The organism is Planktothricoides sp. SR001, assembly GCF_001276715.1.
Classification (GTDB): domain Bacteria; phylum Cyanobacteriota; class Cyanobacteriia; order Cyanobacteriales; family Laspinemataceae; genus Planktothricoides; species Planktothricoides raciborskii.
Map to the genome: position 1 here is coordinate 65,962 of NZ_LIUQ01000021.1, position 21,117 is coordinate 87,078.

Consider the following 21,117-nt stretch of genomic DNA (forward strand, 5'->3'; position numbering starts at 1 on the left):
GGTTGGGTGGCAAAGATGGTCTAAAGAAACCCGGTTTCTGGGACAAAGATGGTCTAAAGAAACCCGGTTTCTGGGTTTTTCTTTATCTCTTAGGTTTTAGGGTTTATCTGATACCAATGATGCACCGCTAACCAGATAGCAGAAAGTAACCCCGCAAGACTAAGAGTGATGCCACTGTATGTAACAATTAACCCCCAAATTGGCAAAACTCCCCCGGCGATCGTCGCCACAATTGCCGCTAATTTGGCAGATTTATTTTTACCTAAACCCCAGACTAATCCTAACATTACCAGTGAAATCATACTCCAAGCCAACTTAACATCTATTGAGCGACTTAAATAGGTCAAAGTTAGTAAGCAGGCAAAGAATAGTCCCCCAGCGATCGCCACATCTCGTAAACTCAGATTAACCGAGAAATACAAGAGCAGAATCCACCACAAAAATAGTGCTGGCGCTAATAATAATAAGCGGGGTAAAATGCCGGTATTTTTGACGGTATCTGTGGACGTAAATACCCCAAAAGGATTGCTCACGGATACGTTATCTTCAAACACCCAAGTAAAGCGAGTCCCATTGCGTTCGTTCTTAGTTTCCGTGGGAATAATGCCACTAGCAAAGTCAGCTTTAGAGAAATTCGCCAATGCACTTAACTGAAATTTCGCCAAAGACTCTCCTTGCGAATTATAGACCCACCGTGGCCCACCTTGGGCTTTATATCCTACCTGAAATGTGGCAGATTTACCCGCGCCTAACCGAAAGGGAAAGCCATAGTCTCCGGGGTTAATTTGTGGTAATATCTGCCCATCTTTTTCCACTTTAAAGTTTTGCAATAAAGTGTAACCGTAGGGAGGGTTAAATTCAAAGAAAAAATCTTGCGCTTGTTTGAGTTGGTTAACAAATTGATATTCCGCTTTGAAGTCTACGATATAAATGGCGCTATTTTTTTTCTGCACGTCAGTGCTTTGGTTGATGGTGACATCAATGTTTGAGGAAGCGATCGCCATATATCGGTTAAGAATTTGTTCCGACTCCACTTTTACCTGTTTGCCATCCACCCAGTTATAGTAAAAATATGGTTCAACCACGGTGTAGCGAATTTTTGGGACAGGTTGTTCTAGGCGATCGCCTGATACCGTAGCCGCTACCTGTTGAACTCGTTGCTGTTCCCAATGATGATAGCGATTTGCCAAAGTGGAACAAAGAAAAAATCCCCCCGTAACCAAAATCAAAACCAGTACCAAATGAGGAAATTTATCTAATATTCGGAAATAATTTTCCACCCACTGTTGCAGAGAAAGGGTCGGTTCTTCGGGCGCTTCGCGCAGCGATCCGCTCTCGCGGAATCGCCGTTTTATGGAAAAATTAATCACAGCAATGACCAACCCCAAAAATGCCATAAAAATGGCTAAATTTAAGGAAATTTTCATAATTTGTGACCCAAATTCCATCAATTCATTCGGATGGGTCAAATCTGGCAAATTAGGAATCCCTTGAAAATCTGAATACATAATCAGACGCCTCGCAGTTCTTTAATCATGGCGATGACTGATATATTCTAGACTTTTGGCAAAGTATCGGGAGAGCGGAGGAGCGGGGGAGCAGAGGTGCAGAGGTGCAGAGTGAATAGTAAATAGTAAATAGTAAATAGTGAATAGTGAATAGTGAATAGTGAATAGTGAATAGTGAATAGTGATATTTTTTTAACTTGTAGGGGCGAATGGCCATTCGCCCCTACGAATGCATAACTTTTCACTTTCCCCGTTCCCCGTTCCCCGATAACTGTTCCCTGTTCCCCAACCAACAACCAACAAACAACAAACAACAACCAACAACCAACAACCAACAAAAAATATGCAGAAAACCCTGAAACAAATCATCAATGAAATGCCCAAAGCAGAACTACATCTGCACCTAGAAGCAACGCCCCAATGGTCAAGTATTCGCCAAGCATTTGCTCGACATTACGGAGAAACATTGCCAGAAATTTCTCCGTTGTATCATCCTGAATTTAGATTTAATAATTTTCAAGAATTCCTCAATGGCTTTACCAGTTATATTCACCCGTGGTTACGCACCCCCAATGGCTATGCAGAATTAATCGATGCGGCGATTGACTCTTTAATTCAACAAAATATTCGCTATGTGGAACTAAATTTTAGTATCTTAAGTATTCAGCGAGTGAATCATAACCTTGAAGAGGTTTTATTTTTATTAGAAAATGCAATAAATCGAGCTAATCAACAAGGTTGTATAATTAAATTAATTGCGGGTATTAGTCGGAATCAAACCCCAGAAATAGCCGGTAAAATTGTCAAACAATTACTTAATTATTCTATAATTTCTGGGTTCGATCTTCATGGGTTTGAAACCCCAGAAACTCGTGCTGATTTATTCCGAGAGGCTTTTGAACTAGCCCAAGCAGCAGGCAAAAAAATCAAAGCCCATGCGGGAGAAATGGATGGGCCGGCAAGTATTCGGGCGGCGGTGACGGGGTTAGGGGTGACTCAAATTGGTCACGGGACTTCGGCTATGGAAGATGCGGATTTAATCCAGTTATTAATTGAGCGAAATATTGTGTTAGAAATGTGTCCGAGTTCTAACGAAAAGTTAGGCAATATTCAGCGGTATGATGACCATCCAATTTTAGCCTTAGATGCGGCTGGGGTTAAGGTGACAATAAACTCGGATGATCCGAGTTTATTTGGAGTTCATTTAACTGATGAAATGGTGCGATTAGTGACAGAAAGAGGCGTGGCGATCGCAGATTTAGTGCGTTGGACTCGTAACGCTTTTAATTGTGCGATCGCCGATGGTGACTCGCGGAATGAATTGCATCGTCAATTAGATACCTGGGCAGCAGCCTATCAGAATTTCCAGCCTATACAGCGGTGATTTAGCAAATTCGGGGAAGCTGTTCGCCACTGAGCATATCAATAATCCGTTGTTGACCAATTCTACTTTTCAGTTTAACTAAAGAATTGGCGTTGGGGTTCACGGAACCAATTTGACTGGCATTGGTTCCCAAGGGGTGCGATCGCATAATTTCCAAAGCTTTCTGGGCATCGGCAGGGGCGACAAAAGCCACAAATCGTCCTTCATTGGCCACATACAGGGGGTCAAATCCCAACAATTCACAAGCCCCTTGCACATCTTCCCGCACCGGAATCGCCAATTCATCAATAGAAATCTCAAAACCTGCTGCTGCCGCAATTTCATTTAAAGTGCTGGCTAAACCACCGCGAGTCAAATCTCGCAAACAATGAATTTCAATGCCCGCTTGTAAAAGTTGACCAACTAAATCCGCAACCGGGGCAGAATCACTTTCGATCTCGGTTTCAAAATCCAATCCTTCCCGCAGGGCCATAATCGCGATGCCATGCCGTCCCAGGTCGCCATTCACTAATAAAATATCCCCTGGTTGCACGGAACCGGGCGCGATCGCCAGGGAATGTTCAACAATTCCCACCCCTGCGGTATTGATAAAAATTCCGTCCCCTTTACCTTTGTCAACCACTTTGGTATCGCCAGTAACAATCTTCACCCCAGCATTTTCGGCCGCTTGCTGCATCGATTGGACAATCCGCCAGAGGGTTTCCATCGGCAGTCCTTCTTCTAAAATCAACCCAACGGTTAAATAAAGCGGACGGGCTCCAGCCATCGCCAAATCATTCACCGTGCCGTGAATGGCTAATGAACCAATATCCCCTCCGGGAAAAAATAGCGGACGCACCACATAGGAGTCCGTGGTCATGGCTATTTTCTGGGTGGGCAGAGTCAACACAGTGGCGTCATGGGGAATGTGGCTATCATCCCCAAAGGTGGAGATAAACATCTTTTCAATTAATTGATGCATCAGCTTACCACCGCCCCCGTGGGCTAAGAGGATATGAGGATATTGCTGAATCGGAATCGGACAGGTGCGGGTGTACTCTGGCATATATATCTGTATCTATATAAATAGATATATTTATCTTGGTATTAGGTTGGCAATACTCAGTCCCAAATTTTAACCCTTGGATTGCCGATTATTCACAATTGCGTCAGTGAGCGATCGCATCTTTCCCATTAGGGCAAGAAACTTACCCCAAGTCCAGGGGATCGAGTCCAGGTGCGACTCCCTACGGGACGCTTCGCGAACGCACTTCGCAGCAATTGTTAAAAAAAATCAACGAGTCAAAGTCAAAAACACCATTGGACTTAGAATTGTATCGAGTACAACATCTCTTTTTGCACAGAGATTTTGACCTGATGCAACTTGTCGATCGGAAAATCTGAATTTAATAACTTCAAACCCTTTGCTGTTAAAGGTTCCCAGTTTTCCCACCCCAGCTTCCACCAGGGATATGGCTTAGAATTGACAGTGATAGTTAGGTCAAGCTCAAGGGTCAAAAGCTTTCAATCTAATATTCGCGAATCATTTAATGGAGAAGGAAAATAATGATGATTCCATCCGTTCGATACTCCATCGATGTGATTAAGGAAGAAGTCCGCGATTTGGTTAACAAAAAATTAATCAGCCGTCGGCAGTCAATTTACAATATTTGTCAATATATCCCGGTTAGAGAATGGCAAGAGGTGGAGAGAGAGTTAGAAAATCACGGATTTTTACTCAGAGATAGAATTATTGACCTAATGGGTCGAGAAGATTGGTACGAAGACTAACTCAAGACTAACTCAAGACTTAACTCAAGGCTATTGTGAATTAGTCACAACCATCAAGGGGTGTGGGGCAGGACAATCATTATCAGGAAAAAAATCCCCGATGACGGGTTCACCAATCAAATATACTCATCAAGTCAAACCCGCAAAGTTTGGCTATTTTTATTTTAGGTTATTTAAGGCAGTTTATTTAGGGCGATTTCCCGCAATCCCATCCCCAAATCCAGCCAAACAAAATATAGACCAATCTGGCAAATATAAGCAAATATAAAATTAATCGGAAATTTTAGCCATATTTCTAGACCCAATGCTAAAATAAAGTAGCGTCTCTCCTGGAAGCGATCGCTCCTAATTTAATTAACCCAACCCAGTCACCTGAACCCTCATATTTTCACCCTGACCTCCGCTCTGCCCGGTAGTTACTCTATTGGGGATGGCGCTATCTGATGCGCTATCTGATGCGCTATCTAAAGAATATATTCAAGAGAGATTAAGTTATTTTGGAAATAAATATCACAAAAATTTATTTCCAACTTACAACATTTAACCAAGAAAACAACGAGAAAATTATGTGTTTAGCTGTACCAGGGAAAATTATCAGTATTACCGGGGAAGATCCACTAATGCGTTCTGGGAAAGTCAGCTTTGGTGGGGTTCTCAAAAATGTCAGTCTGGCTTATGTTCCTCAAGCGAAAGTCGGAGATTATGCTATTATTCATGTAGGCTTCGCCATTAGTCTCATCGATGAAGAAGAAGCTCAACAAACTTTAGACGACTTAAAAAAACTAGCCAGTTAACCCATCAAGTTTAAGCAATGGTAAAGGTTAGATAATTTTTGATTAAGATTAGATCAAAAAATGCTCTTAGGCATTATCCGCGATCCCAAACTGGTTTAGGGCTAAATTTGCCTGGTTTTAGCCGCGATCGCGATCGGGGGAAAGTAGAGCCGTAAATCAGTCGTAAATCAAGATTTACTCACAAGATGCCTAAGTCAGCGAGACTGATCAAAATATTTTCCAGACTGGCAGGCAAACAAGCAGGGAAACAAGCAGGTAAACACCAGGAAAACGGGTAAATTTCCCTTTTCCTGGATTTTCATCGGTTCTAGATGCCCATTGAATATTCACAAATATTAATATTAATATTAATATTTTCTCAGCAATTTCTCTCAACCCCAGGGATCCCAACAATCTCATCATTTTTTGGGCAATGGGGTCAGACTGAACCACGGGAAAGATTCATATTTCTTAACAAAAACCGATCATAATTGAAGAATCATTAGAAAACATTAAATTTCTCGGAAAATCCCCAAATCAGTTATAGAATAATAAAAGTAAGAACTATGGAGTGGGAGTTGTCCATAAAAATATCTCTAACGCCCTTAAAAAAATAAGAAATTGCCTGATTCACGCGCCCAACAAGCCCAATAAATTTAAAAACAAAATCACCGATAAATCGGGTGAATCTGAATCAGGGAAATAAACCGGGAATATGTAACCTTTACAGTCCCACCACAATCGGTCGTTTTTCACAAGATTCATTGGGGCAAATTCAACATAAATACCCAAAAAATATCCAAAAAAAGCCCCAGAACTCAACAGACAGATCGACCCAAAAATTCTGAGAGACTCACAATCAAGTTGAAATAAGTATGACTACACGAACTTATGCAACCCTAGACGGGAACGAGGCAGTCGCCCGCGTTGCCTACAAGCTTAATGAAGTGATTGCCATTTATCCCATCACACCCTCCTCACCAATGGGTGAATGGGCCGATGATTGGATGTCACAAGGTCGTCCCAACTTATGGGGCACTATTCCCACGGTGATGGAAATGCAATCCGAAGCCGGGGCAGCGGGAACCGTTCACGGTGCCTTGCAAGGCGGGGCAATGACTACCACCTTCACCGCATCTCAGGGATTATTATTAATGATCCCCAACTTGTACAAGATTGCCGGTGAACTGACCAGCGCGGTGATCCATGTGGCGGCGCGATCGCTTGCGGCCCAAGGGCTGTCAATTTTCGGCGATCACAGCGACGTGATGGCAGTGCGGGCAACGGGAATTGCCCTGCTGAGTTCCGGTTCGGTACAAGAAGCCCAAGACATGGCTTTAATTGCCCAAGCCGCAACTTTAGAATCGCGGGTGCCTTTTATTCACTTCTTTGAAGGCTTCCGCATTTCCCACGAAGTGCAAAAAGTGGAACTGCTCGACGACAGCGTTCTGCGGGCAATGATTGATGATGACTTGGTATTAGCTCACCGGGCCCGTGGCATGACCCCAGACCGTCCCGTGTTGCGCGGTACGGCTCAAAACCCGGATATCTATTTCCAAGCCCGTGAAACTGTCAACCCGTTCTACGATGCTTGTCCCGATATTGTCCAGAAAGCAATGGACAAATTTGCGGAACTAACCGGGCGTCAATATAAGATTTATCAGTATGAAGGCGCACCCGATGCCGACCGTGTGATTGTGGTGATGGGTTGCGGTGGGGAAACCACTCACGAATTGGTGGATTATTTAACCGCTAAAGGCGAAAAAGTTGGTGTGCTGAAAGTGCGTTTGTATCGCCCGTTAGACGCCCAACGGTTAGTAGCTGAACTGCCAAAAACCGTCAAGAAAATTGCCGTGCTCGATCGCACCAAAGAACCAGGATCTGCTGGAGAACCCCTCTATTTAGATGTGGTGACTGCCCTGAACGAAGCATGGGAAGGCCCAATGCCCAAAGTGGTTGGCGGTCGCTATGGTCTATCTTCTAAAGAATTTAACGCGGCGATGGCCAAAGGGGTATTTGATAATTTGGCCCAAGATAAGCCAAAGAATCATTTCACCATTGGCATTAACGACGACCTCGGCCATACTTCCATTGCTTATGACCCGAAATTCTCCGTAGAACCGGATAACGTGGTCAAGGCTATGTTCTACGGTTTGGGGGCTGATGGCACCGTTGGGGCCAACAAAAACTCGATTAAGATTATTGGGGAAGAAACCGATAATTACGCTCAAGGTTATTTCGTCTATGACTCCAAGAAATCTGGGGCAATGACGGTTTCTCACTTGCGCTTTGGCCCGAATCCCATTCGCTCTATTTACCTCATTGAACAAGCCAATTTTGTCGGCTGTCACCAGTGGATTTTCCTGGAAAAATTTGATGTCTTACGCTCCGCTGGTCAAGGGGCAACCTTCCTGCTGAACAGTCCTTTTGGACCCGATGAAGTGTGGGATCAATTACCCATTGAAGTCCAAGAAGATATTGTTCGCAAGAATCTGAAGTTATTCGTCATTAATGCCAACAAAGTTGCCCGTGAAAATGGCATGGCCGGACGGATTAATACGATTATGCAGGTGTGCTTCTTTGCCCTGTCCAATGTGTTGCCACGGGAAGAGGCGATCGCGCAAATCAAGAAAGCGATTAAAAAGACCTACGGCAAGAAAGGGGAAGAAATCGTCCGAGTCAACCTGCAAGCGGTTGACAACACCCTGGACAACCTATTTGAAGTCAATATCGGTGATGTCACCAGCACCATCAAACGTCCCCCGGCAGTTTCGCCTCTCGCCCCAGATTTTGTGCGCGAAGTCGAAGCCAAAATGCTGATCAAAGAAGGGGAAGACCTGCCCGTGAGTGCTTTACCTTGCGACGGCACCTATCCCACCGGCACCGCTAAATGGGAAAAACGCAACCTGGCGGAAGAAATTCCCGTTTGGGATCCAGATGTTTGCGTCCAATGTGGCAAGTGCATCATGGTTTGCCCCCACGCGGTGATTCGCGGCAAAGCTTACGATGAAAGCCAGTTAGCTAATGCCCCGGCCACCTTTAAGTTCACAGATACTAAAGATAAAGACTTTGCCGGAACCAAGTTCACCATCCAGGTAGCCCCAGAAGATTGCACGGGATGCGGTATTTGTGTGGATGTTTGCCCTGCGAAGAATAAGGCGCAACCTTCCCGCAAGGCGATTAACATGGCAGAGCAGTTGCCCTTGCGTCAACCAGAGGCGGAAAACTGGGAATTCTTCTTGAAGTTGCCCAATCCCGATCGCCAACAACTGCATATCGATCGCATTCGCCAACAACAATGGCAAGAACCCTTATTTGAGTTCTCTGGTGCTTGTGCCGGTTGTGGGGAAACTCCTTATGTGAAATTAATTTCCCAATTATTTGGCGATCGCATGATTGTCGCCAACGCCACCGGCTGCTCCTCCATTTACGGCGGCAACCTGCCCACCACCCCCTGGGCGCAAAACGCAGACGGACGTGGCCCAACCTGGTCGAACAGCTTATTTGAAGATAACGCCGAATTTGGCCTGGGCTTCCGCCTAACCGTCAACAAATTTGCCCAATTTGCCGGGGAATTATTAGTCAAACTCGGTGGTGAAGTGGGAGATAATCTCGTCCGGGATATCCTCAACAACACCCAAAAATCTGAAGCGGACATCTGGGAACAACGGGACCGAGTAGCCGCCCTGAAAGAAAAACTGCAACAAATCAATTCTCCCGACGCCAAACAGCTTCTCAGTTTAGCGGATTATCTAGTCAAGAAATCCGTCTGGATTCTCGGTGGTGACGGCTGGGCTTATGATATTGGCTACGGTGGTTTAGACCATGTACTCGCCAGCGGCCATAACGTGAATGTTCTGGTCATGGATACGGAAGTTTATTCCAATACCGGCGGACAATCTTCTAAAGCCACTCCTCGCGGCGCTGTGGCCAAGTTTGCCGCTGGTGGCAAACCCAGTCCCAAGAAAGACCTGGGCATGATGATGATGACCTACGGCAATATCTATGTAGCATCGGTGGCTATGGGGGCACGGGATGAACATACCCTGAAAGCATTCATCGAAGCGGAAGCTTATGATGGCCCGTCGATTATTATTGCCTACAGCCATTGCATCGCTCACGGCATTAACATGACCACCGCTATGAGTCACCAGAAAGAAGTGGTAGAAAGCGGACGCTGGTTGCTGTATCGCTATAATCCAGCCCTGAAAGAACAAGGACTCAACCCACTGCAATTGGATAGCCGTTCACCCAAGAAGAAAGTGGCCGATTCTTTGTTGCAAGAAAACCGCTTCAAGATGCTGACTAAGAGCAAGCCCGAAGCCGCTAAAGTCCTGCAAAAACAAGCCCAACAAGACGTGGACGATCGCTGGAAAGTTTATGAATATCTAGCATCCCGGTCTTTGGAAAATGGTAACGGTAACGGACATCAGTAGTGGTTGTTAAGTGATGTTGTTTGTTGGAAAGTTGTTTGTTGTTTGTTATTTGATGACACCAATAACGAAGAACGAAGAACGAAGGGTTCAGAAACCGGGTTTTTATCCCACATCTTGCTTAACCAACAAAACGTATCGAAAAAACCCGGTTTCTTTTCAATAACCCAAAAACTATGACCAACATCAAAGATTTCCGACTCAACCCAGACCAGTTACGCTTTTTTGGCCAAAATTTGCACCGTCCCGAAAGCATCATTGCCACTAAGGACGGCACTCTCTGGGTGTCAGATCGGCAAGCGGCTGTCACTCGCATTGACGCAGATGGCACCCAAACCGCGATCGGTCACATGGGTGCTGAACCCAATGGTCTGGCAATGGATCGTCATCGGGACAAGCATCGTAGGGGCAATCTTTATGTGGCGAATATCGGCGATGGGAAGTTTTACAAGCTATATCCCGACGGCACGGAGGAGGTACTCCTAAGTGAGTTTGAAGGCAAACCCCTGGGATCTCCGAATTTTGTGTTTATCGACCGGCGCGATCGCCTCTGGTTATCAGTTTCTACTCGCACCTTGCCCTGGGTTGCGGCAGCGATTAATCCCCGTCCCGATGGGTATATTCTGCTGATGGATGAAAACGGGGTCCGCATGGTTGCCGATGGCATTTATTTTACGAATGAAATTCGCCTGGATGCCAATGAAGAATATCTCTATGTGGCAGAAACCATGAAATCGCGGATCCTGCGTTTTCCAGTTAACCCTGATGGCAGTTTGGGCTCGCGCGAAGTCTTTGGACCCGATCCTCTGGATTACGGTGCTTGGGTCGATGGTTTCACCTTTGATATCGAAGGCAATCTTTGGATTACAACTCCCCTACGCAATGGGTTAGGAATTCTCACTCCTGATGGCGATTATCACGTCGTTTTTGAAGAGGTAAAACCGGATGCATTAAAAAATGCTGTCACCAACCTAGAAGCCAATCAATTAAAGCCAGAAGATATCTTCGCTTGCGCCGGAGAAAATTGGCCATTTCCTACTAGCGTGACTTTTGCCGGATCGGACTTAAAAACGGTGTATGTGGGTTCTTTAATTATGCCCCATTTAATTACTTTTGAGTCGCCAATTCCCGGTTTACCCATGCGCCATTGGCATTAAGTAATGTTGTTTGTTGTTTGTTGTTTGTTGTTTGATGTGGGTTCAGAAACCGGGTTTTTATTCCACATCTTGCTTAACCAACAAAACGTATCTAAAAAAACCCGGTTTCTTTTCAAACATTAGAAGGAAAACAGAAAATGGATTTAACTACGACTTATTTAGGTTTAAATTTGCGATCGCCCCTTGTGCCCTCAGCCGCGCAACCTTTGACTGAGGAAATTGATAATGTCAAACGGCTAGAAGATGCGGGGGCAGCGGCAGTAGTTTTGCATAGTATTTTTGCCGAACAACTGCGGATTGAACAATATGAACTGCATCATCACACCACTTATGGGACGGAAAGTTTTGCCGAAGCGCTGACTTATTTTCCCGAACCAGATGAATATAAAGTCGGCCCAGAAACCTATCTAGAACATATTCAAAAAGCCAAAGAAATGGTGGATATTCCCATCATTGCTTCCCTGAATGGGGCATCATTAGGTCAATGGGTTGACTTTTCCAAACAAATTCAACAAGCCGGTGCCGATGCTTTAGAATTAAATATCTACAGTATCCCCACGGATATGCACAAAACAGGGGCACAGGTTGAAGAAGAATATATCGAAATCGTGGAAGCAGTCCGCGCTGATGTCACCATTCCACTGACCATTAAACTGAGTCCTTATTTTAGCAACATGGCAAATATGGCCTCTCGGTTGACGAAAGCAGGGGCGAATGGTTTGGTATTATTCAACCGCTTTATGCAGGAAGATATTAACCCTGAAGAGTTGGAAGTTTGGCCGCATTTAGTATTAAGTAATGTCCAAGAATCTCTCTTGCCAATGCGTTGGATTGCCCTATTATATGGTCGCATTCATGCAGATATGGCCGCTACCAGTGGGATTCAAAAAGGCCATGATGTGGTGAAACTTTTAATGGCTGGGGCAAAAGTGACTCATGTTTGTTCACCATTACTCCGTCATGGGATTTCTCACCTAGCAGAAATTGAGCGGGAACTGGTGCATTGGATGGAAGAAAATGAATATGAATCCGTGCAGCAAATGATTGGCACCATGTCACAAGTTAATGTGGCTGATGAAAGTGCCTATGAACGGGCTCAATATATGAAAGTTGTTCAAAGTTTTAATCCCGATCGCGTCCTGATTTAGGATAGCCCAGAAACCGGGTTTATTGAGACTACCTTTGCCACCAATTAAGAAACCGGGTAACTTCGGCGAAACCCGGTTTCTTACCCGGTTTCTTGCTGGCGGCAAAAAACCAAAAATATATAATCCGTTTAATAGACAAGAGTTTACGCAGGACGGATTGATCCCCCCAACCCCCCTTAAAACCGCCATCGAGTTTGCACGAATGAAAGCCAGAATTGTCTAATGATCGATATCGTATTTGCTTTGGGGCGATCGCGGTGCTGAGAACGTTGAAATTGTCGATTATCACTAAATATCATTAATATACTACTAAAATATACTACTAAGAGAGTCAGTTTTATGATTCGCTTTCCCACTCATCGCCCACCCACTCACCCTGGGGAGATGATATTAGAAGAGTTTTTGATTCCGATGGGTCTGACACCGGAAGAATTAGCCGATGCTATTCATCTATCATATCAGCACGTTAATGAAATTATTAACCAACGGCAAGAAATTACTCCGAGTACGGCTCTGCGGCTGGCTAAATTCTTTGGTATTTCCCCGGATTTCTGGATGAATCTGCAACTGCGTTGGGATTTATATCAGGCAGAGCAGAAAGACCAAGATATCCTTAAGACAATTCGCCCGTATCTGTCAACATCTGCCTAAAAATAGGGACGATCGGCCTAGAAACCGGGTTTCTTTACACTATCTTTGCCACCCAAGCATTTGCCAGGGCGAAGCATGACCGTATATAGGTTATTGGTTGTAACCCGATATTTACTGCGGTCAAGATCACGCCCCTACGGATATATTTATTGTAGGCGATCGCCCCTTTGCCCCCGCCCCAGAAACCGGGTTTCTTTAGACCATCTTTGCCACCCCACCAAAATGCTCATAGAAACCCGGTTTCTTGCTTGCTGACAACTCGTGAACCCCAGAAACCGGGTTTCTTTAGACTATCTTTGCCACCCAAACCCAGAAACCGGGTTTCTTCAGATAACCTTTGCCACTAACCAACAACTCTTATAGAAACCCGGTTTCTTGCCCCGGTTTCTTGCTTGCTGGCAACGACAATGCGATCGCGCTTAGATGACATTTGGCTCGATCGTAATTTGCCAACCATCATCTACTTGTTTCACAGATAACTCAGGAATATTTTTCAGGAAATCAACCAATTTAATTTGAATCGATAAGCTGCGGAATATCCCCCGAATTGGTTGCCGATAATATTTGGAAAATTCTTGACTTAATGCGCCAATGGTGGTAAAATTTTGGGGATGATTTATCGTTAAACTTTTAACTAATTATAGCAAAACAAATTCCAAGTAAACCCTAGATTTTATTTCATCAATTAATTTGGGCTTATATGGTAAACCGGCTGGTTTGACAAAAAGGCTATTTTGTGGTTTGGGAATTTCTTGTGGTTTGGGAGTTTCTTGATATTCCTCTGATTTTAGCAGATCCAGCAAGCGTCCGTCAACTTTCCAGGGTCGTTTGATAGTGTATTTAATTGAAAGTGCTGTAGTGGTTTTTTCTGGGGTTAAATTAGGATTGATCGCCGAAAAAGCAGCCACATAAAACTCTTGAGTATCGGGATGGTTGTAGATAGAAAAGCGTTGGCTGCTAGTCAGAAAGCTTTTTAAACAGTCGTAGCCTTTCTGTTTCATCACTGCTTTCAGTGAAATATGGTATTTATCTGCAAACAACTTACAAAGTGTAGTTGCCGTAAACCAGGGCCGATCGGTTTCTGCCGATAACTGAACCATGAAGCGTTCCAATTCTAGGAAAATCTGTTCGGCTGGTAAAGGCGAAAAGTCATGTTCCTCGGAGTTATTCATTTTGCTACACCCAATTAGTAATGCGATCGCATATAGCTACAGACTTACTGCCGATCATTTCGGAATTTTCGCCATACAACTTGCCATACAACTTGCGGTAAAACTTGCCTTTGTGGACAATATGCAAGCATAGATAGGGTTCCAGAAAGCGCGAACTCCGCACCGCTTACGCGAACGCCCGCCCGCAACGGGAAAAGGTCCTTAGCTGAGGAAATTTCTTGATCGCGATCGTGGATATGATAAATTAATTGCTCAAAAACAAGATCGACCTGATTCGTAAGTCCTGAATTAGTGGCAAATTGGGAAAATCACAGTAAAGTAGTAATGGTTAATAATTAATCCTTTGACCATAGCTTGAGTAAAGGCGCGATAGAAAAGTAATAAGCCATGAATTCAGAACAACCATTAGGCTCAGTCATTCAAGGTTCCCTAAGTAACGGACTCGAAGTAAAACTGCATCCAGATGTCTCTGTAGAAGACATGAGGGTGGGCAAATTTTTAGTCATCCGAGGAGCGCGATCGCTATTTTTTTGCATTCTCACCGATGTCACCCTGGGTACTTCCAGCGAGAGAATTTTGATTAACCCACCGCCACCGGAAGATGACTTTATGCAAGCGGTTCTAGCGGGAAGCGGCACTTATGGCACAATTAATCTATCGCCAATGTTAATGTTGGCTCCTGAAACTTCTGAAAGTGGCTGGAGTGTAGAATCTCTCCTCAAAACTCAATCCAGTGCTAATAAAAATGGATCAAATAACAACTCAAATAACAACTCAAATAACAACGGAAAAAATAACGGATTAGCCTCGTATCAAGCCAACACTGGCACACCGATGCAACTATTGCCGGTCAAAACCATTCCCAGCCATTTCTCCCAAGTTTATGAAGCCAGCGAAAGAGATTTTCGGGCCGTATTTGGCTGGGAAGATGACCCTCAGCGGCGGAATTTTGCCGTAGGACAACCTTTAGACATGGATGTACCCGTCTGCATTGACCTCGATCGCTTCGTAGAAAGAAGTAACGGCGTCTTTGGCAAATCCGGCACTGGGAAATCTTTCTTAACCCGTCTGTTGCTGTCGGGAATTATCCGCAAACAAGCGGCAGTGAATCTGATTTTTGATATGCACTCAGAATATGGCTGGGAAGCTCAATGTGAAGGCAAACAAGTCAGTACCGTCAAAGGGTTACGGCAGCTATTCCCCCATCAAGTGCAGATATATACCCTTGACCCGGACTCTACCCGCAGACGGGGAATTCGCGATGCCCAAGAACTTTATTTAGGTTATGACCAAATAGAAGTAGAAGATATCAGCTTGGTTGCCAGAGAACTCAACCTTTCCGAAGCAAGTATCGAAAATGCTTACATCCTTCAAGGGGAATTTGGGTCATCTTGGATTAAAGATTTACTGGATATGAATAATGAGGATATTCAAGACTTTTGCGATCAAAAGCGGGGGAATAAATCCTCAATTATGGCGTTACAACGGAAATTGATGCGGTTGGATCGACTGAAATATATTAAAACCCGTTGTCCCCAGAATTATCTCTCCCAAATTTTGGCCAATTTAGAAGCGGGTAAGCACGTTGTAATTGAGTTTGGTTCTCACTCGGATATGTTGTCTTATATGTTAGCCACGAATGTGATTACCCGGCGCATTCACCGGGCTTATGTGGAAAAATCCGAGAAGTTTCTCCAAACCAAAAATCCCAGCGATCGCCCCCGACAACTGGTGATTACCATTGAAGAAGCCCACCGCTTTCTCGATAGCGCTACGGTGCGTCAAACCATCTTTGGCACCATTGCCAGAGAAATGCGGAAATATTTCGTCACCATGTTAGTGGTCGATCAACGTCCCTCTGGAATTGATAACGAGGTGATGTCACAAATTGGCACGCGAATTACGGCGTTACTTAACGATGAAAAAGATATTGAAGCAATTTTTACCGGCGTTTCTGGCGGGCAAAATTTGCGTTCTGTGTTAGCAAAACTTGACTCTAAACAACAAGCTTTAGTCTTAGGTCATGCGGTGCCCATGCCCGTGGTGGTGCGAACTCGTGCTTATGACCAACAATTTTATCGAGAAATTGGCGATATGTCCTGGGATGAAATGGATACGGAAACGTTATTAAAAGTGGCCGAAGCCGCCAAAGCGGATTTAGGGTTTTAGGAAAAAAAGGAATCAAATAACAAATAACCAACAACAAATAATCAACAACCAACAACAAATAACCAACAACAAAAAATTTTGATTAAGTATTTTTGCGGATTGTCGTCAATGTAGTACAAGTGTAATATGGTAGTAGATTAAAAATTCAACCCAGATAATTCGCCAGTCACCGAGAAAGAAAAGGAATGGGGCGTAAACATGGCATGGGTACGCGCATTCAATTTTTGCCCTGACAGAAGTTCATGGGCGATCGCTGCTGTTAGGTTTAATTTCTTTGGGATTACTGGGTACAGTTGCTATATCAAGTCGATGGAATCAAGCAAAAATTTTTTTCTCGATAACCCGGAATTCGAGATTAACCCACTGTAGTCATAGTGCAGTGATGACAAATGATTATCAATGATGATGAATCCATGTCATTCGTCCTTGGCACTTTGCCAGGGTCAGTCCCGTCCAATCATTTAGTCACATTTAGTCAAATCACTTAGGAGAGAGATTTTACGGAACATTTCATCTTTCTGCGGGTAGCGAGTGATCTTGTAAATCTTTACAAACTTTTAATTTTGACTTACGATAATAAAACAAACTCATAACGACTTCGCTTTAGCGGGATAAACCTACCTTTCATTCTCGGTGGCGGCTGAGTCACTCAGGCAAATTCCTGGTATCCAGCCTGGTATCCAGCCTGGATCCCAGCTTTGACTAGGACTTCCTTATATCAGATATCTCCTGGATGACTGGATAATTTTTTTTCTAGGGATCCGGAAAAGTCGCCATCAAAAAGGCTACGCATCTAATCTGTTTGGAGAACTGCAACCCTATGCCCACGATCAAAAACCAATCAACCACCACCCAGCAAAGCAATATGAGTACACGACGTAGTGAAACGAGTGATAGCATTCGGGCTTATCTACATGAAATCGGTCGTGTACCCCTGCTGACTCATGAGCAAGAGATTGTGTATGGGAAGCAGGTACAGCAAATGATGAAGTTGCTAGAGGATCAAGAAGCTTTGGCGAAAAAATTAAATCGCCAGCCAATTGAGCAGGAATGGGCTGACCATGTGAATTTGACGGTTTCTGAACTTCAGAGATTGTTGGATCTGGGGCAGCGGGCGAAGCGAAAAATGATTGAATCCAATTTGCGTTTGGTGGTGGCGATCGCCAAGAAATACCAAAAGCGCAATCTGGAATTTTTGGATCTGATCCAAGAAGGCACCCTCGGCTTGGAACGGGGGGTAGAAAAATTCGATCCCATGCGGGGCTATAAGTTTTCTACTTATGCTTACTGGTGGATTCGCCAAGCAATTACCCGAGCGATCGCCCAACAAGCCCGCACGATTCGTCTACCCATTCACATCACGGAAAAACTGAATAAAATCAAACGAGTGCAGCGGGAACTCAGTCAAAAACTGGGTCGCACCCCAACACCGGCAGAAATTGGGGAAATTTTGGATCTGCAACCCGCCCAAATTCGGGAATATCTGCTGCTTTCCCGTCAGCCGGTTTCTTTGGATTTGCGAGTTGGGGACAACCAAGATACGGAATTGCAAGACCTGCTCGAAGATGTGGACGCTTCCCCAGAAAATTACATTATGCAAGAGTTGTTGCGGGAAGACTTGCATAATTTATTAGATGAATTAACCCCGCAACAAAAAGATGTGATTATGCTCCGGTTTGGCTTCAAAGATGGGCGCGAGCTTTCTTTAGCCAAAGTCGGTGCCGCCCTGAAACTCAGCCGTGAGAGAGTCCGCCAATTAGAGCATCAAGCTTTGGCGCATCTGCGGCGGCGTCGGGCGAATGTGCAAGAATATTTCGCCAGCTAATCCAGCTAAGAATAATCCAGCTAAGAATAATCCAGCGAAAAATATTGTTAGCAATTTTTAGCAAATAGAATCACTGGCAAAGCCAAATAAATTCCCAAGACCAGAGAAATTAATGATTCTCTGGTCTTTGTTTTGTCCTAGGGATACGGTGTGCTGACTGAAAACCTGGACACTTGAAAAAATATGGGTTAATTTAGGCGTGTTTGTGACTTGCTCAGGCAGTCAAATTCCTGACCATCATTTTCAGGGTTAGTATCTACATATTGACGAGCCGAAGTCTTGCAAATCAAGGGTTGATCTTAAACAGGGGATAAGAAACTTCAATGACAATGAAGGATACAGAGAATCAGCATCCTGAACGGATCAGCTTGTTGACCGCGATCTGTCTTGTGGTCGCGAATATGATTGGCACCGGGGTGTTCACTTCTCTGGGTTTTCAGGTGGTGGATATTCAGTCCGGTTTTTCTTTGTTGTTTTTATGGTTTGTTGGGGGAGTTTTCGCCCTCTGTGGCGCCCTGGCTTACGGGGAATTGGGGGCGGCGATGCCCCGGTCTGGGGGTGAATATCACTATTTATCTAAGATATATCATCCGGCTTTAGGCTTTCTTTCGGGATGGCTTTCGGTGACGGTGGGGTTTGCGGCGCCGATCGCTGCTGCCGCGATCGCATTAGGAAGGTATTTCTGTAGAATCATTTGGGAACCAGAAAATATACCCAGTTTTTACCCACAGGCGATCGCTTTATTCGTGGTGATCGTGATTTCTCTATTGAATACCAAAGATTTGAAACTGGCCAGTTCATTTCAACAGATATTTACCCTGTTAAAAGTGCTGCTGATTGTGGTATTTATTGCCTGCGGATTGGTTATGGCTACTCCCCAAGATATTAGCTTTTTGCCCTCTGCCGCCGATCCAAATCTGATTTTTAGTGCGCCGTTTGCCATTTCAATGGTCTATGTCACTTATTCTTATTCCGGTTGGAATGCGGCGATTTATTTAGCCAGTGATATTGACCAACCGGCCAAAAATCTGCCCCGGTCTTTGCTGCTGGGAACGGTGATCGTTATGGTGTTATATTTGTTGTTAAACTTGGTTTTTCTCTACAGTACCCCCATCGATCAACTAGCCGGACAATTGGAAATTGGTTATATTTCTGGGAATCAGATTTTTGGGGCGATCGGGGCTAAAATTATGGCATTCTTAATTTCTTTTGGCCTAATTTCTTCCATTAGTTCAATGGTTTTAGCCGGCCCAAGGGTGACACAGGTGATTGGGGAAGATATCCCGGTTTTCCGAATTTTAGCCAAGAAAAATGCGCTGGGAATTCCTTATACTGCGATTTTATTCCAATTGGCGATCGTGATATTTTTCATCATCACCGCCACATTTGAATCTGTGATTACTTATCTGGGATTTACGCTGACTCTTTCTTCTTTTCTCACAGTCTTAGGGGTATTTGTCCATAGAATTCGCTACCCTGAAGTGGCGCGACCATATAAAACTTGGGGCTATCCGGTGACGCCAATAATTTTTCTCTTAATTAGTCTGTGGATTATGATATTTCTCTTAAGAGATAAACCGATTGAATCGGTGGCGGGTTTATACACGATCGCCCTGGGATTGCCGGTCTATTTCTGGGCTGTGAAGAAAAAACTTGCTGATTAAATTGTTGCTTGGCTTGCTGAATGCTGAATATTTTCAGCGGTTAAACTCCTAAGAAGTCTATGACTATCAAAATTACCATGAATCAAAAAATGAATCAAAAAATGAATCAAAAAGTCACGCGATCGCTTTTATTAGCCATCATCTCTACCCTAGTTTTTATTCAGTCTTGTAACAATCCGCAAACTGAAGGCAGCAAAATCGAAAATAGCAGCCAAACGGCCAACACAAATCAGACCACCGCAAGCAACCCAGAGGCAGTCACCGAAGAACCTACAGCCACGCCAAAACCTGAACCAAACCCCGATCCCTTAGCCCAATTCGATTTAGAAAAATCGGCCAAATTAACGGATACTGCCAAGTTAATTGCGGGGATGAAAATTGAGGATGCTAGTCCCCTCGCTGCCATCCAAAATACTACCGGTTGGAAAAATCATGCTCAATATTTTCAAAAGGGTTGGCCGCAACTAGAAAATCAACAACTTGCTAAAGTCAGAAAATGGACTGAAACGGAACTCAAAACCATCAACGAATCTGCGCCATCAATATTTTATCCTTTTAGCGGACCTGATTTTTTATACGCTTATTCTTTCTTCCCCAACGCCAAAGAATATGTAATGATTGGCCTTGAACCTGTGGGCACAGTCCCGGATTTGCTGAATATGTTAGAGGGACAGCGATCGCAACAATTACAAATTATTAATCAGTCCCTTTATGCCATTCTTGAATATAGCTTTTTCCGCACAAAAGCGATGGCAGTGGATTTAGCCAAACAAGGAGTTTTGCCCATTTTATTACTATTTTTGGCTCGCACAAACAATCAAATTTTGGATGTGCAATACGTCGGTTTGGATGCGGAGGCAAAGATTCAAATTTTAGAAACAAGTACCACTCCAGCAGGAATGATTCCCGGAGTCAAAATTTCGTTTTTACCCGCTGGAGAATCTGAACCTAAAACCCTGCATTATTTTTCTACGGATTTATCTAATGATGGCGTGAAGAAAACCCCACAGTTAGTAGAATTTGCCCAAGGTTATGCCAAGGATTCAGTCACTTATTTGAAAGCGGCTTCTTATTTGATGTATAATGAATCATTTTCCACGATTCGGGAGTTAATTCTCAACCAAAGCTATGCGGTGTTGCAGGATGATTCCGGAATGCCCGTTAAACATTTTGATGAAGCAAAATGGGAGCGGAAATTTTACGGCCAATACATTGCCCCGATTGATTTATTTGCCAGTCGATATCAGGCTGATTTGCGAAAAATTTATCAAAGCGATAAGACGATTCAGCCTTTAGATTTTGGCATTGGCTATAAATTTTACAAAGACTCTAATTTAATGTTAGCCACTCGGAAAGCAGCGCAATAAAAGTTAAGCAATTAATTCACCGCCATTAACACAAGAAAAGAAACCCGGTTTCGCCGAAGTTATCAAAGAAACCCGGTTTCTGGCACCGCGATGGAA

General features: G+C 44.1%; 14 protein-coding genes. 11 read left to right on the plus strand and 3 right to left on the minus strand.

The features are described 5' to 3' along the window. Positions 1-89 precede the first annotated feature (89 nt). The gene (locus tag AM228_RS14165) at positions 90-1,508 is read right to left on the minus strand and encodes a hypothetical protein (protein ID WP_054466761.1); all 1,419 of its coding nucleotides are present in this window, start codon (positions 1,506-1,508) and stop codon (positions 90-92) included. Between the two features lie 343 nt (positions 1,509-1,851). Between AM228_RS14165 and AM228_RS14170 the strand changes: the two genes are divergently transcribed. Next, entirely contained in the window at positions 1,852-2,892 is a 1,041-nt protein-coding gene (locus AM228_RS14170) for an adenosine deaminase family protein (protein ID WP_054466762.1), read from the plus strand. A gap of 1 nt (position 2,893) precedes the next feature. Here the strand turns inward: AM228_RS14170 and hypE are convergent, their stop codons facing one another. Further along, entirely contained in the window at positions 2,894-3,937 is a 1,044-nt protein-coding gene (hypE, locus tag AM228_RS14175; protein WP_054466763.1) for a hydrogenase expression/formation protein HypE, read from the minus strand. Positions 3,938-4,440: 503 nt separating this feature from the next. Between hypE and AM228_RS14180 the strand changes: the two genes are divergently transcribed. The 6 genes from AM228_RS14180 to AM228_RS14220 all read left to right on the plus strand — a co-directional run bounded on the left by AM228_RS14180 (position 4,441) and on the right by AM228_RS14220 (position 12,824). Further along, positions 4,441-4,662, plus strand: a complete 222-nt coding sequence (locus tag AM228_RS14180; protein WP_054466796.1) for a DUF4327 family protein — start codon at positions 4,441-4,443, stop codon at positions 4,660-4,662. 566 nt (positions 4,663-5,228) lie between these two features. Continuing rightward, positions 5,229-5,456, plus strand: a complete 228-nt coding sequence (locus tag AM228_RS14185) for a HypC/HybG/HupF family hydrogenase formation chaperone (protein ID WP_054466764.1) — start codon at positions 5,229-5,231, stop codon at positions 5,454-5,456. Positions 5,457-6,310: 854 nt separating this feature from the next. Next, positions 6,311-9,871: a pyruvate:ferredoxin (flavodoxin) oxidoreductase gene (gene nifJ, locus AM228_RS14200; protein WP_054466767.1), complete on the plus strand. Its 3,561-nt coding sequence runs from the start codon at positions 6,311-6,313 to the stop codon at positions 9,869-9,871. 173 nt (positions 9,872-10,044) lie between these two features. After that, positions 10,045-11,025 (plus strand): SMP-30/gluconolactonase/LRE family protein, encoded by a 981-nt coding sequence (locus tag AM228_RS14205; RefSeq protein ID WP_054466768.1) that lies wholly within the window; start codon positions 10,045-10,047, stop codon positions 11,023-11,025. 137 nt (positions 11,026-11,162) lie between these two features. Further along, positions 11,163-12,173: a dihydroorotate dehydrogenase-like protein gene (locus AM228_RS14210; protein WP_054466769.1), complete on the plus strand. Its 1,011-nt coding sequence runs from the start codon at positions 11,163-11,165 to the stop codon at positions 12,171-12,173. 339 nt (positions 12,174-12,512) lie between these two features. After that, a complete protein-coding gene (locus tag AM228_RS14220) occupies positions 12,513-12,824 on the plus strand; it encodes a HigA family addiction module antitoxin (RefSeq protein ID WP_054466771.1) in 312 nt (103 codons plus the stop codon). Between the two features lie 638 nt (positions 12,825-13,462). Here the strand turns inward: AM228_RS14220 and AM228_RS14225 are convergent. Further along, a complete protein-coding gene (locus tag AM228_RS14225) occupies positions 13,463-13,996 on the minus strand; it encodes a hypothetical protein (RefSeq protein ID WP_054466772.1) in 534 nt (177 codons plus the stop codon). Between the two features lie 387 nt (positions 13,997-14,383). Here AM228_RS14225 and AM228_RS14230 point away from each other — a divergent pair, with 387 nt between their 5' ends. From AM228_RS14230 to AM228_RS14245, 4 genes are all read left to right on the plus strand, one after another. After that, on the plus strand, positions 14,384-16,165 hold the full coding sequence (locus tag AM228_RS14230; protein ID WP_054466773.1) for an ATP-binding protein: 1,782 nt from the start codon (positions 14,384-14,386) through the stop codon (positions 16,163-16,165). Positions 16,166-17,030: 865 nt separating this feature from the next. Beyond that, entirely contained in the window at positions 17,031-17,990 is a 960-nt protein-coding gene (locus AM228_RS14235) for an RNA polymerase sigma factor, RpoD/SigA family (RefSeq protein WP_231636800.1), read from the plus strand. A 329-nt stretch (positions 17,991-18,319) separates the two neighbouring features. Further along, positions 18,320-19,654, plus strand: coding sequence for an APC family permease (locus tag AM228_RS14240; protein ID WP_054466775.1), 1,335 nt, complete (start codon positions 18,320-18,322; stop codon positions 19,652-19,654). 59 nt (positions 19,655-19,713) lie between these two features. Next, complete coding sequence (locus AM228_RS14245; RefSeq protein ID WP_231636797.1) at positions 19,714-21,021, plus strand: hypothetical protein; 1,308 nt, start codon at positions 19,714-19,716, stop codon at positions 21,019-21,021. The last annotated feature ends 96 nt before the right edge of the window (positions 21,022-21,117 follow it).